This window comes from Pseudomonas sp. GCEP-101 (assembly GCF_025133575.1).
Lineage (GTDB): Bacteria > Pseudomonadota > Gammaproteobacteria > Pseudomonadales > Pseudomonadaceae > Pseudomonas > Pseudomonas nitroreducens_B.
This window is the reverse complement of the sequence record NZ_CP104011.1, coordinates 6,109,039-6,122,762: the sequence shown is the minus strand read 5'-3', so window position 1 is coordinate 6,122,762 and position 13,724 is coordinate 6,109,039. Positions and strand designations below refer to the sequence as shown.

Genomic DNA, 13,724 nt, shown 5'->3' with positions numbered 1-13,724 from the left:
TGTGTAGGTGAACCGCCGCACAAAACCGCCAGCCCGTGCGGCTGTCGGCTCCTTGACGCCGGTTTCTGTGACGCAGCCGGAAAAGCCACCGGGAACCAGCCGCTATCCTCGCAGCCCGTCCATGGGGACAGGTTTCGGTGCGCCTTTTCGCGCCGGCCGATGGCAAGCACGCAGCGGGGGAGAGCATGGCTCGGTTACACAGATTGTGGTTGGCGACGGCAGTGGCCGCGGCGTTCGTGCCGGGCATGGCGGGCGCGCTGGAGCTGGGCGACATCTCCTCGCGGGCTGCGCTGGGGCAGAACCTCTCGGCCAATATCGACCTGCGTGGCGCGGCGGACCTGAGCGCCGACGACGTCGTGGTCAGCCTCGCCTCGGCGGAAGACTTCGAGCGCCTGGGGGTGGATCGCAGCGTGGTCACCAGCGGGCTGACCTTCACCCCCGACCTGGGCAAGAACGGCCGTGGTGTCATCCACGTCCGTTCGTCGAAGCCGATCCGCGAACCCTACGTCAACTTTGTCCTGCAGGTGGTCTGGCCGCAGGGGCGCCTGGTGCGCGAATTCACGGTGCTGCTCGATCCGCCGACCTACCTCGCCAGCCCGGTTACGCCGCCTGCCATTGCGCCGGTGACCGCTGCGCGTGCGCCGCTTGCGCCGCCCGTGGCGCCGCCGGTGGCCAGCGCGCCGCCCGCGGACAGCTATCGCATCCAGCGCAACGACGCGTTGTGGGATATCGCCTCGCGCAATCGCCCCTCTGCCAGCGTCTCGGTCATGCAGACCATGGCGGCGATCCAGCGCATGAACCCCGATGCCTTCGTCGACGGCAACATCAACCGCATCAAGGTCGGCCAGGTGCTGCGCCTGCCCAGCGAGCAGCAGGTTCGCGAGCAGAGCCACGCCCAGGCGGTAGCCCAGGTGCAAAGCCAGAATGCCGAGTGGAAGGCCAAGCGCGCTCCGCAGGTGGCCCAGCAGGGGCGCCAGCTCGATGCCACGCACAAGGCGGAGGCGGGCAGCGCGCCGGCCGACGCCCCGGCGCGTGACAACCTGCGTCTGCTCTCCGGTCAGCCAGGCAAGGACCATGGCAAGGTCGAGGCCGAACAGCTGGCCGTGGCCCAGGAGGGGCTGGACAGTGCCCGTCGCGAAGGTGAGGAACTGCGCAGCCGGATTGCCGACCTGGAAAGCCAGACCCAGAAGCTGAACAGGCTGATCGAACTGAAGGATTCGCAGATCGCCGGCCTGATCGCGCGGCTGGCCGAGCAGGATCGCGCCAAGACCCAGGGCGTTGCGCCCGCGGGCACGCCGCAGGCCGCAGCCGGCGACGTCGCACAGGCGGCCAACCCGCTGACCGCCCAGGCCGAAGGCGCCGCGCCGCGCCCCTGAGCTGCGGCGATAGGTGGCGGGGCCCTCGATTGCTTCGCCGCCGGTGGGGGCAGTAAAGTGCTGCGCTACTTTTCCCACCGATTTGTGAGATTTCCGGATGCCTGAAACACTCGACATCGCCGTAGTAGGCGCCACTGGGCTCGTTGGCGAGGCTTTGGTCGAACTGCTGGAAGAGCGCGACTTCCCCGTCGCCAACCTGTATCTGCTGGCCAGCGGCGAATCCGCCGGCAAGTCGATCGCCTTCCGTGGGCGCAACATCCGGGTCGGCAAGCTCGATGAATTCGATTTCGCCAAGGTGCGCCTGGCCTTCCTGTCCGTGGCCGCCGACGCGGCTGTCGAGTGCGCTGCCCGGGCCCAGCAGGCTGGCTGCAGCGTGATCGACCTCAGTGGTGCCTCGCTGAACCAGGATGCGGCGCTGCTGGCCCAGGCCTGTGTGAATGGCGAGGCCCTGGAAACCCTGTCACTGCCCGCGCGGATTGCCGCGCCGGCCGCGCCCGCTGCCGAGGTCGCCGAAGTGCTGGCCGCACTGCGCAGCGTGCTGGAGCTGCGCCAGGTCAACGTCGCTGCATGCCTGTCTGCCTCCGCCCTGGGGCGCGAGGGCGTGCAGGAGCTGGCGCGGCAGACCGCCGAACTGCTCAACGCCCGCCCGCTGGAGCCGCGCCTGGTGGATCGCCAGTTCGCCTTCAACATGCTGGCGCAACTGGGCGGCGTCGATGAGCTGGGCTATTCCGTCGTCGAGCGGCGCACGGCGGCCGAGCTCGCCGTGCTGTTCCCGGAGCTGCGGGAGGGCCTGAGTGTGACCTGTAGTCTGGCGCCGGTATTCTTTGGCGACACACTGATGGTATCTATCAAGGCGGCGGCGCCGGTTTCCCTCTCTGCCGTCAGCGCCGCGCTGGACGCTGCCGACGGTATCGAGCTGGTGGAAGATGATTACCCGACCGTCATCGGCGACGCGCAGGGACAGGATAGTGTGTATGTCGGTCGCCTACGGACCGGTCTGACAGATTCGTGCGAACTGAATTTGTGGATTGCGTCAGATAATGTGAGAAAAGGCGCAGCCCTAAATGCTGTGAACTTGGGCGAATTGTTGATAAAACACTATCTGTAAAAGATACTTACCGAATATTTGAAGAAGTATTCTAGCTTGGCAATACTGGCCGGAACGCCGCTGACAGGGGAGAGCACCGCCGTGAAAACGGAGGGTGTAGTGGGCAGCGGCGCCCGATAGACGTCGTTCTAATCCAGAAAAAAGCTATTAAAACAAGGGATTACTATATGGTCCGGCTTCGCAAACTGGTGCAGGCAATCGCAGCTGCTTCGGCACTGACCTCGGGCATGGCGCATGCGCTGGGGTTGGGGGATATCCACCTGCGTTCGGCGCTGAACCAGCCGCTGGATGCCGAGATCGACCTGGTCGAAGTTCGCGATCTGTCCGCCGCCGAGGTGATCCCCAAGCTGGCTTCGCCGGAAGACTTCAACAAGGCCGGCGTCGACCGCCAGTACTTCCTGACCGGCTTGAAGTTCACGCCCATCGTCAAGCCCAACGGCAAGAGCGTCATCCGCGTGACCTCCGACCGTCCGGTGCAGGAGCCGTACCTGAACTTCCTCGTGGAAGTCGTCTGGCCCAACGGTCGCTTGCTGCGCGAGTACACCGTGCTGCTCGACCCGCCGCTGTATTCCCCGCAGACCGCCGCCGCCGTGCCGCGCGCGCCGATGGCCGCCCCCGCACCGGTGGTGCGCCCGTCCGCCCCCGCCGCGCCGCGTGCTACGCCTGCGCCCAGCGCCGCTCCGGCTGCGCCGTCGCGCCGCCTGGAAGGCAACGAATACCGTACCGGCAAGAATGACACCCTCTGGGAAATCGCCGCTCGTGCGCGCCCGGACGGCAGCGTTTCCGTGCAGCAGACCATGCTGGCCATCCAGGACCTCAACCCTGACGCCTTCCTCGGCGGCAACATCAACCGCCTGAAGAGCGGCCAGGTGCTGCGCCTGCCCGATGCCGAGCAGATCAAGGCACGCACCCAGCCGGCCGCCGTCGCCGAGGTCAACCAGCAGTACACCGCCTGGCGCGAAGGCCGCAGCCTGCCCACCGGCGGCGCCCGTCAGCTGGACGCCACGCCGCGCGCCAATGCCGGCAATGCACCGGCCCAGGCCGACACCAAGGACAGCCTGCGCCTGCTCTCCGGCGAGAACGGCAAGGCCAAGGGTGGCGACAAGGGCAGCAAGGACGGCCAGGCCGTCGCCGACAAGCTGGCCGTGACCAAGGAAAGCCTCGACAGCACCCGTCGTGAGAACGAGGAGCTGACCAGCCGCATGAGCGACCTGCAGAGCCAGATGGACAAGCTGCAGAAACTCATTGCGCTGAAGGACGCCCAACTGGCGAAACTGCAAAGCGAGCTGGGCAACGACAAGGCTGCCGCAGCCAATGGCGCCGCCGCCGTGCCTACACCGCAGCCGGGCGGCGACGCTGCTGCCCAGCCGGGCACTGCGCCGGTTCCGGCAGCCGCAGAACAACCCGCCGCTCCGGCGCCGGCTGGCGATGCCGGTACGCCGCCGGCTCCCGCCGCGGAAGCTCAACCGCAACCGGCACCCGCGCCTGCTCCGGCACCCGCCGCGCCGACCCCTGCGCCTGAGGCGCAGAAGCCCGCGCCCGCTCCTGCACCGGTCGCTGCGCCGGCTGCCCAGGCCGAAACCAGCTTCATCGACGAGATTCTCGCCAACCCGCTCTGGCTGGGCGCCATCGCCGGCAGTGCGCTGCTCGCGCTGCTGGTCCTGCTGATGATCATTTCCCGCCGCCGTGCCGCGAAGGAGCAGGAAAGCCTTGCTGCCTACGCGGGCGACGACGAGCCGCACCTGGACGACGACCTGACGCTCGCCGGCAGCGAACTGGACACCCTCGACGTGCCGCAGGCCGCCGAAGTCGCCGCTCCCGTCCAGGCTGCACCCGAGCGCGTCGCCGCGCAGACCAGCGATGCGCTGGGCGAGGCGGACATCTACATCGCATACGGCCGCTTCAACCAGGCCGCCGAGTTGCTGCAGGGCGCCATCTACGACGAGCCGCAGCGCACCGACCTGCGCCTGAAGCTGATGGAGGTCTACGCCGAGATCGGTGACCGCGAAGGCTTCGCCCGCCAGGAAAACGAACTGCGCGAGATCGGCGGCGCTGAGCCGCAGGTCGAGCAACTCAAATCCCGCTATCCGGGCATGGTCGCCCTGGCGGCCGTCGGGGGTGGCCTGGCCGCTGCCGCGCTGGCCGAGAAGGACGATCTCGACGGCTTCAGCCTGGACGACTTCGAGGTCGAGACTCCCGCCGCGACCTCGCAGCCCGCTGCGCATCCCCATGGCGACCTGGACGATGCCTTCGACCTGGCGCTGGATGACCTCGACCTGGGCGACGACAAGCCTGCCGCCCCGGCCGCCCCGGCCGCCCCGCCGAGCGACGAGCTATCCTTCGGCAACTTCGATCTCGATGACGACCTGAGCCTGGAGGCTTCGCCGGCGCAAGCGCCGAGCGCCCAGCTGGAGGACGACTTCGCCTTCGATCTGGACCTGCCGGAGCAGCCGGCCGCGAAGGTCGAGACCCCGTCGCTGGCTGACGACCTGGGCGATTTCTCCCTGGACCTGGACAAGGACCTGGAAAAGGACGGTGCTGCCACCCTGGCTTCGGCGGAAGACGACTTCCTGCTGGGCCTGGACGACGATACCGCGTCGCTGTCCGGCGTGAGCCCCGAGGAGTTCAGCCTGGATATCGACAGCAAGGCGCCCCAGGCCGATGACCTGCCGGATGACTTCGATCTGTCCCTGGCCGACGATGAGCCGGCTCCGGCCAAGGTCGACGACAGCTTCGCCGCTCAGCTGGACGAAGTGAGCGCCGAACTGGATCGCCTCTCCGCTCAGGATGACGAGCCCCAGGCGCCGGCCGTCCAGCCGCTGGCAGACGACAGCTTCGCCGCGGGCGATCTGGACCTGCCGGGCGCCGACGCCGACGACGAGGACGAGTTCGATTTCCTCTCCGGCGCCGACGAAGCGGCCACCAAACTCGACCTGGCGCGTGCCTACATCGATATGGGCGACACCGAAGGCGCCCGCGACATCCTCGACGAAGTACTCACCGAGGGTAACGACAACCAGCAGCAGGAAGCGCGCGAACTGCTCGGGCGTATCGCCTGAGCCGGAAGGCTCCAGATAGATGATTGAAGCAGTACCCTCAGCGGCGGCCGAATCGGCCGCCGTTGGCGTTTCCAGGATTGCCCTGGGCGTCGAATACAAAGGTGCGCGTTATCGCGGCTGGCAACGCCAGGAAGACGGCGTGCCGTCCGTGCAGGCGGCGCTGGAAAAAGCCCTGTCGAAAGTGGCGGACGAGCCGGTCTCGCTGATGTGCGCCGGGCGTACCGATGCGGCCGTGCATGCCAGCGGCCAGGTCGTGCATTTCGATACCGCGGTCGCGCGCCCGCTCAAGGCCTGGATCATGGGCAGCAATGCCAATCTGCCGGGCGATATCAGCGTGACCTGGGCCAAGGTGATGCCGGCGCACTTCCATGCCCGCTTCAGCGCCATGGCGCGGCGCTACCGCTACGTGATCTACAACGATCCGATCCGCCCGGCGCACCAGGCCGAGGAGGTCACCTGGAACCACCGGCCGCTGGACGTCTCGCGCATGCGCGAGGCGGCGAGGGCGCTGGTCGGCACCCACGACTTCACATCGTTCCGCGCCGTGCAGTGCCAGGCCAAGTCGCCGGTGAAGACGGTGCACCACCTGGAAGTGATCGAGCACGGTCGCTTCATCGTGCTGGATATCCGCGCCAACGCGTTCCTGCACCACATGGTGCGCAATTTTGCCGGCGTGCTGATGACCATCGGCGCCGGCGAGCGGCCGGTGGAGTGGGCGGCAGAGGTGTTGGCAGCGCGCGACCGGCGTGCCGGCGGCGTGACCGCGCATCCCTATGGCCTGTACCTGGTGCGCGTGGAATATCCCGAAGAGTTCGTGTTGCCCGAGCGCTACCTGGGGCCACATTTCCTTTCAAGTTTGCCGGATATCGTTGGCTGACGATGCCAGGGGCATTTGCTACCATCGGCCGATCACTTGCCTGAAGGTTGCCGCATCTTGTCCGCCGTTCGCATCAAAATCTGCGGTATTACCCGCGTCGAGGATGCCCTGGCCGCCGCCGAGGCGGGGGCCGACGCCATCGGCCTGGTGTTCTACGCCAAGAGCCCGCGCGCGGTCAGCATCCAGCAGGCGCGGGCGATCGTCGCCGCACTGCCTCCCTTCGTCAGCACCGTCGGCCTGTTCGTCGACGCCAGCCGCTGCGAACTGGGGGAAATCCTCGATGCGGTGCCGCTGGATGTCCTGCAATTCCATGGCGACGAGACGCCCGAGGCCTGCTCCGGCTGGCACAAGCGCTACCTGAAGGCGCTGCGGGTGAAGCCCGGCGACGATGTGGCGGCGCAGATTGCGAAATATCCGCAGGCCAGCGGCTTCCTCCTCGACACCTACGTCGAAGGCGTGCCGGGCGGAACCGGGCTGGCCTTCGACTGGTCCCTGGTGCCCAGGGATGTGCAGCGCCCGTTGATCCTGGCCGGCGGCCTGACGGCCGCCAACGTGGCGGATGCCATCACCCAGGTGCGGCCCTACGCCGTGGACGTCAGCGGCGGGGTGGAGGCGAGCAAGGGCATCAAGGATGCGCAGAAGATCCGTGATTTCATCGCGCAATGCCGTTCGGTGGCCTGACGCGGAATCTTCATGTGACGACGAGCGGCCAGCCGCCGTCCACTACCCAATCGCTACCCGCGGGTAGCGCTGGGCGTCATCGCAGCAGGGCTATCGTCATGGCCTGCCCGCCGGTGGCCCGCATCGAGAGCTGTATCCGTGGCGACGCCCCAGGCGGCGCCTTTGTTTGCGAGGCGTTCCGGCCTTGAGGTCGGAACCGCGACGATGAATTTGCTCAGAGGCACGCGCAACCCATCGCGCCGCGCCCCTGCACTGGAGACGAGAGCATGAGCAACTGGCTGGTAGACAAGCTGATCCCTTCCATCATGCGTTCCGAGGCGAAGAAGAGCTCGGTACCGGAAGGCCTGTGGCACAAGTGCCCGTCCTGCGAAGCGGTGCTGTACCGCCCGGAGCTGGAAAAGACCCTCGACGTCTGCCCCAAGTGCGATCACCACATGCGCATCGGCGCGCGTGCGCGCATCGATATCTTTCTCGATGAAGAAGGCCGCGAGGAGCTGGGCGCCGAGCTGGAGCCGGTGGACCGCCTGAAGTTCCGCGACAGCAAGAAGTACAAGGACCGCCTGACCGCCGCGCAGAAGGATACCGGCGAGAAGGACGCGCTGATCTCCATGAGCGGCAAGCTGATGGGCCTGCCGGTCGTGGTCAGCGCCTTCGAATTCTCCTTCATGGGCGGCTCCATGGGCTCCATCGTCGGCGAGCGCTTCGTACGCGCGGCCAACTACGCCCTGGAAAACCGTTGCCCGATGATCTGCTTCTCCGCCTCGGGTGGCGCGCGCATGCAGGAAGCGCTGATCTCCCTGATGCAGATGGCCAAGACCTCCGCCGCACTGGCTCGCCTGCGCGAAGAAGGCATTCCGTTCATCTCCGTGCTGACCGACCCGGTCTACGGCGGCGTGTCCGCGAGCCTGGCGATGCTCGGCGACGTGATCGTCGGCGAGCCGCGCGCCCTGATCGGCTTCGCCGGCCCGCGGGTGATCGAGCAGACCGTGCGCGAGAAGCTGCCCGAAGGCTTCCAGCGCAGCGAATTCCTGCTGGAGCACGGCGCCATCGACATGATCGTGCACCGTTCCGAAATGCGTGAGCGTCTGGCCAAGCTGCTCGCCAAGTTCACCCACACTCCAAGTACCGCGCTCGCAGGATGACCCAACGTACCCTTGCCGACTGGCTCAGCTATCTCGAACAACTCCACCCCACGGCAATCGACATGGGGCTGGACCGCTCCCGTGAAGTGGCTGGCCGGCTTGGCCTGGGGCGCCCCGCGCCCCGCGTGGTGACCGTTACCGGCACCAACGGCAAGGGCTCCACCTGCGCCTTCCTCGCCGCCCTGCTGGGCGAGCAGGGCCAGCGTGTCGGCGTGTACAGCTCGCCGCACCTGCTGCGTTACAACGAGCGCGTGCTCATCGATGGCGCCGAAGCCAGCGACGCTGCGCTCTGCGAAGCCTTCGCCGCCGTCGAGGCGGCCAGAGGCGAAATCTCCCTCACCTATTTCGAGATGGGCACCCTCGCGGCCTTCTGGCTGTTCGAGCGCGCCAGGTTGGACGCCGTGGTGCTGGAAGTCGGCCTGGGCGGTCGGTTGGATGCGGTCAACTTGATCGACTCCGACATTGCCGTGGTCACCAGCATCGGCATCGACCACGCCGACTGGCTGGGCGACACGCGGGAAAGCGTGGCCTTCGAGAAGGCCGGCATCTTCCGCGCGGGCAAGCCGGCCGTCTGTGGTGACCTGGAGCCGCCGGCACCGATCCTGGAGCAGGCGCGTGCGCTGGGTTCGCCGCTGGCCCTGCGCGGTCGCGACTTCGACTTGGCGATGGGCGAGGGCGACTGGCACTGGCGCGGTCGCTCCGCCACGGGCGAAGCGCTGAGCCTGCACAATCTTCCGCTGCTCGAGCTGCCGATGGAGAACGCAGCGCTGGCCTTGCAGGTCTATGCCTTGCTGGACCTGCCGTGGCAGCCTGCACAACTGGTCGCCGCGCTGCAGCGCACCCGCGTCACCGGGCGCCTGGACCGGCGCACCGTGCAGTGGCATGGCGAAGAGCGCCACTTGCTGCTCGACGTCGGGCATAATCCGCACGCGGCGCAGTATCTCGCCGGCCGCTTGCGCGCGGCGCCGCCCAAGGGTGTGCGCCACGCGGTGTTCGGCCTGCTGGCGGACAAGGATCTCGACGGCGTACTGGAACCCGTGCTCGGCTTGGTGCAGGATTGGGCCGTCGCGCCGCTGCCTACCGGCCGCAGCCGTCCCGCCGCAGAGCTGGCGGCGGCGCTGCAGGCTCGCGGGGCCCAGGTCGGTTGCCATGGCGATATCGCCGCGGCGCTGGCGGCGCAGTGCGATGCAGCGAGCGCCGACGACGAGATTCTGGTGTTTGGTTCGTTCTACAGCGTGGCGGATGCCCTGGAGTGGCTCGCCAAGGCTGCTCAATAAGCGGCTCGATGAGCTGCTCAATAAGTGGACCTGAGGGGAGTGGTTGCATGGCGTTGCTCGATAAGGGGCTCAAGCAGCGGGTAGTCGGAGCGCTGGTGCTGCTGGCACTGGCGGTGATCTTCCTGCCGATGCTGTTCTCCCGCGAGGATGATGTACGCCAGGTGGTGGTCGAGGCGCCGGTGATGCCTAAACCGCCGGCCATGCCCACCGTCGAAGTGCAACCGACCGAAGTTCCCGAGCCGCAGGCTGAGGACGCCGACAACGCCGTGCCGCCGGCCGAGGCGCCTGCCGCGCAAACGCCTTCCGCGCCGATTGCCAGCCTGCCGACCCAGCAGGCGCAGCCGACCCCGCCGAAGGCGCCGGCCGCGCAACCGGCCGCTCCCAAGCCAGCCGCTCCGGTGCAGCAGCCTGCCCAGGCCCAGGCCAGCGCCACTCCGGCCGCTGCCGCGCAACAGCCGGCGCAGCGCCTGGACAGCAACAACCTGCCGGTGAGCTGGTCGGTGCAATTGGCCAGCCTGTCCAATCGCGCCCGCGCCGACGAACTGCAGAAGTCCCTGCGCAGCCAGGGCTACAACGCCTACGTGCGCAGCTTCGACGGTATGAACCGGGTGTTCGTCGGCCCGGTGGTCGAGCGCGCCGAGGCGGACCGCCTGCGCGACCAGCTGGGCAAGCAGCAGAAGCTCAATGGTTTCGTCGTGCGTTTCCAGCCTGAGCGTGGCTGAGAGCGTTCGTTAGCTTTTCTCAATCGGCCCCATGACAAACTGGGGCTCTTCTAAATCGAAGGCCTCTGCTAAAATGCGGGGCCTTTCCGTTTCTGGGCCGCAACGTGGCATTTACCTGGGTCGATTGGACGATGATCGGCATCATCGTCATTTCCAGCCTGATCAGCTTGAGCCGTGGTTTCGTCAAGGAAGCCCTGTCGCTGGTCACCTGGATCGTAGCCGGCGCGGTCGCCTGGATGTTCGGCGGCGCCCTGGCCGAGCATCTCGCACCCTACATTCAGCTGCCCTCGGGGCGTGTCATCGCCGCGTGCGCCCTGTTGTTCGTCGTCACGCTGCTGTTGGGTGCGCTGGTCAACTTCCTTATCAGCGAGCTGGTGCGGGTAACCGGCATGTCCGGTACCGACCGTGTGCTCGGCATGGTCTTCGGCGGCGCTCGTGGCGTGCTGCTGGTGGTACTGCTGGTCGGCCTGCTGAGCCTGGCGCCGGTGCAACAGGACCCGTGGTGGCAGCAATCGGTGCTGATGCCGCATTTCCTGATGGTCGCCGACTGGTCGAAGAATTTCATCCTGACGTTTGCCGGGCAGTGGATGTCCGGCGTGACCATCACTCCGCCATCCGGAGTGGGGTCGATGCTGCCGGCCCAGTGACGGGCGGGCGGAGGCGACGGGTAGCCGTCGCCGCTATGGCAGGTCCGGTGGATACTGCCAGCTACGGAATTGTTTTAGCCTGAAACCAACTAGGGGTTGCGTCGCATGTGTGGCATCGTCGGTATCGTGGGCAAGTCGAACGTCAATCAGGCGCTCTATGACGCGCTCACCGTTCTCCAGCATCGTGGCCAGGACGCTGCGGGGATTGTCACCTGTCAGGACGACCGTCTGTACCTGCGCAAGGACAACGGCCTGGTCCGTGATGTCTTCCAGCAGCGCCACATGCAGCGCCTGGTCGGCAAGATCGGCATCGGCCACGTGCGCTACCCCACCGCGGGCAGCTCCAGCTCGGCCGAAGCGCAGCCGTTCTACGTCAACTCGCCCTACGGCATCACCCTGGCGCACAACGGTAACCTGACCAACGTCGAGCAGTTGGCCAAGGAGATCTACGAATCCGACCTGCGCCACGTGAACACCAACTCCGACTCGGAGGTGCTGCTCAACGTATTCGCCCATGAGCTGGCGGTGCGCAACAAGCTGCAGCCCACCGAGGAAGACGTGTTCGCCGCGGTGGCGGGCGTGCATGCCCGCTGCGTCGGCGGTTACGCCGTGGTGGCGATGATCACCGGCTACGGCATCGTCGGCTTCCGCGATCCCCACGCGATCCGCCCGATCGTCTTCGGCCAGCGTCACACCGAGAACGGCGTGGAATACATGATCGCCTCGGAAAGCGTGGCCCTGGACGTCCTCGGCTTCACCCTGATCCGCGACCTGGCGCCGGGCGAAGCGGTGTACATCACCGAAGAAGGCAAGCTGTTCACCCGCCAGTGCGCGGCTAACCCGCAGTACTCGCCGTGCATCTTCGAGCACGTCTACCTCGCCCGCCCGGACTCCATCATCGACGGCATCTCGGTCTACAAGGCGCGCCTGCGCATGGGCGAGAAGCTGGCCGACAAGATCCTGCGCGAACGTCCGGACCACGATATCGACGTGGTCATCCCGATCCCGGACACCAGCCGTACCGCCGCGCTGGAGCTGGCCAACCGCCTGGGCGTGAAGTTCCGCGAAGGCTTCGTGAAGAACCGCTACATCGGCCGTACCTTCATCATGCCCGGCCAGGCCGCGCGCAAGAAATCGGTGCGCCAGAAGCTCAACGCCATCGAGCTGGAATTCCGCGGCAAGAACGTGATGCTGGTGGACGACTCCATCGTCCGCGGCACCACCTGCAAGCAGATCATCCAGATGGCCCGCGAGGCCGGCGCGAAGAACGTCTACTTCTGCTCCGCCGCCCCCGCGGTGCGCTACCCCAACGTCTACGGCATCGACATGCCGAGCGCCCACGAGCTGATCGCGCACAACCGCAGCACCGAGGAAGTCGGCGAGCTGATCGGCGCCGACTGGCTGGTGTATCAGGACCTGCAGGACCTGATCGAATCCACCGAGGGCGGCAAGATCAAGATCGACCACTTCGACTGCGCCGTGTTCAACGGTGAGTACGTCACCGGCGACGTCGACGAAGCCTATCTGAACAAGATCGACCAGGCGCGCAACGACGCCACCAAGACCAAGGGTGCCGCGGTCAGCGCCATCATCGATCTCTATAACGACTAAGGAGAGCAGGCATGGCTCAGGATTGGGAAGCCGGCCGGCTGGACAGCGACCTGGAGGGTGTCGGCTTCGACACCCTCGCAGTGCGCGCCGGGCAGCGCCGCACCCCGGAGGCGGAACACGGCGAAGGCCTGTTCACCACCTCCAGCTACGTGTTCCGCAGCGCCGCCGATGCGGCCGCACGTTTCGCCGGTGAAGTGCCGGGCAACGTCTACTCGCGCTACACCAACCCCACGGTGCGCACCTTCGAGGAGCGCATCGCCGCGCTGGAAGGCGCCGAGCAGGCAGTGGCGACGTCCACCGGGATGTCGGCGATCCTCTCCCTGGTGATGAGCCTGTGCAGCGCCGGCGACCACGTGCTGGTGTCGCGCAGCGTGTTCGGCTCGACCATCAGCCTGTTCGAGAAGTACTTCAAGCGCTTCGGCATCGAAGTGGACTACCCGCCGCTGAGCGACCTGAAAGCCTGGGAAGCGGCCTGCAAGCCGAACACCAAGCTGTTCTTCGTCGAATCGCCGTCCAACCCGCTGGCCGAACTGGTGGACATCGCCGCGCTGGCCGAGATTGCCCATGCCAAGGGCGCGCTGCTGGCGGTGGACAACTGCTTCTGCACCCCGGCGCTGCAACAGCCGCTGAAACTGGGCGCGGACGTGGTCATCCACTCGGCGACCAAGTACATCGACGGCCAGGGCCGTACCATGGGCGGCGTGGTTGCCGGTCGCCGCGTGCACATGGAGCTGGTCGTCGGTTTCCTGCGTACCGCCGGCCCGACCCTGAGCCCGTTCAACGCCTGGATCTTCATCAAGGGCCTGGAAACCCTGCGCGTGCGCATGCAGGCCCACAGTGCCTCGGCGCAACGGGTTGCCGAGTGGCTGGAGCAACAGCCCGGTGTGGAGCGCGTGTATTACGCGGGCCTGACCAGTCACCCGCAGCACGAGCTTGCCAAGTGCCAGCAGAAGGGCTTCGGCGCCGTGGTGAGCTTCGAGGTGAAGGGCGACAAGGCTGCCGCCTGGCGCTGCATCGACGCCACCCGGATGATCTCCATCACCACCAACCTGGGTGATACCAAGACCACCATCGCTCACCCGGCGACCACCTCCCATGGTCGTCTGTCGCCGGCCGAGCGGGAGAACGCGGGTATCCGTGACAACCTGATCCGCGTTGCCGTGGGCCTGGAAGATGTCGACGACATCCAGGCTGACCTGGCGCGAGGCCTGGCTGCGCTGTGAG

At 67.0% G+C, this 13,724-nt stretch carries 11 protein-coding genes; all 11 read left to right on the top strand.

Going from position 1 to position 13,724, the window contains the following annotated elements; genetic code table 11:
• Window positions 1-185: 185 nt before the first annotated feature.
• The 11 genes from N0B71_RS27600 (at window position 186) to N0B71_RS27550 (ending at window position 13,723) form a co-directional block, all read left to right on the top strand.
• Window positions 186-1,376: a type IV pilus assembly protein FimV gene (locus tag N0B71_RS27600; RefSeq protein ID WP_259756281.1), complete on the top strand. Its 1,191-nt coding sequence runs from the start codon at window positions 186-188 to the stop codon at window positions 1,374-1,376.
• A 97-nt stretch (window positions 1,377-1,473) separates the two neighbouring features.
• The gene (locus N0B71_RS27595) at window positions 1,474-2,484 is read left to right on the top strand and encodes an aspartate-semialdehyde dehydrogenase (RefSeq protein WP_259756279.1); all 1,011 of its coding nucleotides are present in this window, start codon (window positions 1,474-1,476) and stop codon (window positions 2,482-2,484) included.
• Between the two features lie 167 nt (window positions 2,485-2,651).
• Window positions 2,652-5,543: a FimV/HubP family polar landmark protein gene (locus N0B71_RS27590; RefSeq protein WP_259756277.1), complete on the top strand. Its 2,892-nt coding sequence runs from the start codon at window positions 2,652-2,654 to the stop codon at window positions 5,541-5,543.
• 19 nt (window positions 5,544-5,562) lie between these two features.
• Complete coding sequence (gene truA, locus N0B71_RS27585; RefSeq protein WP_259756276.1) at window positions 5,563-6,420, top strand: tRNA pseudouridine(38-40) synthase TruA; 858 nt, start codon at window positions 5,563-5,565, stop codon at window positions 6,418-6,420.
• 57 nt (window positions 6,421-6,477) lie between these two features.
• Window positions 6,478-7,101 (top strand): phosphoribosylanthranilate isomerase, encoded by a 624-nt coding sequence (locus N0B71_RS27580; protein ID WP_259756275.1) that lies wholly within the window; start codon window positions 6,478-6,480, stop codon window positions 7,099-7,101.
• A 266-nt stretch (window positions 7,102-7,367) separates the two neighbouring features.
• Window positions 7,368-8,243, top strand: a complete 876-nt coding sequence (accD, locus tag N0B71_RS27575; RefSeq protein WP_017520379.1) for an acetyl-CoA carboxylase, carboxyltransferase subunit beta — start codon at window positions 7,368-7,370, stop codon at window positions 8,241-8,243.
• Window positions 8,240-9,520 carry a bifunctional tetrahydrofolate synthase/dihydrofolate synthase gene (gene folC / locus N0B71_RS27570; protein ID WP_259756271.1) on the top strand — a complete coding sequence of 427 codons (1,281 nt, stop codon included), beginning with the start codon at window positions 8,240-8,242 and terminating at the stop codon, window positions 9,518-9,520. Before accD ends, folC begins: the two co-directional genes overlap by 4 nt.
• 47 nt (window positions 9,521-9,567) lie before the next feature.
• Window positions 9,568-10,242, top strand: coding sequence for an SPOR domain-containing protein (locus N0B71_RS27565; RefSeq protein ID WP_259756270.1), 675 nt, complete (start codon window positions 9,568-9,570; stop codon window positions 10,240-10,242).
• Between the two features lie 104 nt (window positions 10,243-10,346).
• On the top strand, window positions 10,347-10,889 hold the full coding sequence (locus tag N0B71_RS27560; RefSeq protein ID WP_259756268.1) for a CvpA family protein: 543 nt from the start codon (window positions 10,347-10,349) through the stop codon (window positions 10,887-10,889).
• 105 nt (window positions 10,890-10,994) lie between these two features.
• Window positions 10,995-12,500, top strand: a complete 1,506-nt coding sequence (gene purF, locus N0B71_RS27555; RefSeq protein ID WP_259756267.1) for an amidophosphoribosyltransferase — start codon at window positions 10,995-10,997, stop codon at window positions 12,498-12,500.
• A gap of 11 nt (window positions 12,501-12,511) precedes the next feature.
• Window positions 12,512-13,723 (top strand): O-succinylhomoserine sulfhydrylase, encoded by a 1,212-nt coding sequence (locus N0B71_RS27550; RefSeq protein WP_259756265.1) that lies wholly within the window; start codon window positions 12,512-12,514, stop codon window positions 13,721-13,723.
• Window position 13,724 lies beyond the last annotated feature (1 nt).

What these genes read in the sequence shown, in the direction of transcription:
- N0B71_RS27565 (WP_259756270.1), top strand. Translation starts at nt 9,568, where the DNA reads ATGGCGTTGCTCGATAAGGGGCTCAAGCAGCGGGTAGTCGGAGCGCTG.
- purF (WP_259756267.1), top strand. Translation starts at nt 10,995, where the DNA reads ATGTGTGGCATCGTCGGTATCGTGGGCAAGTCGAACGTCAATCAGGCG.
- folC (WP_259756271.1), top strand. Translation starts at nt 8,240, where the DNA reads ATGACCCAACGTACCCTTGCCGACTGGCTCAGCTATCTCGAACAACTC.
- N0B71_RS27590 (WP_259756277.1), top strand. Translation starts at nt 2,652, where the DNA reads ATGGTCCGGCTTCGCAAACTGGTGCAGGCAATCGCAGCTGCTTCGGCA.
- accD (WP_017520379.1), top strand. Translation starts at nt 7,368, where the DNA reads ATGAGCAACTGGCTGGTAGACAAGCTGATCCCTTCCATCATGCGTTCC.
- N0B71_RS27595 (WP_259756279.1), top strand. Translation starts at nt 1,474, where the DNA reads ATGCCTGAAACACTCGACATCGCCGTAGTAGGCGCCACTGGGCTCGTT.
- truA (WP_259756276.1), top strand. Translation starts at nt 5,563, where the DNA reads ATGATTGAAGCAGTACCCTCAGCGGCGGCCGAATCGGCCGCCGTTGGC.
- N0B71_RS27600 (WP_259756281.1), top strand. Translation starts at nt 186, where the DNA reads ATGGCTCGGTTACACAGATTGTGGTTGGCGACGGCAGTGGCCGCGGCG.
- N0B71_RS27550 (WP_259756265.1), top strand. Translation starts at nt 12,512, where the DNA reads ATGGCTCAGGATTGGGAAGCCGGCCGGCTGGACAGCGACCTGGAGGGT.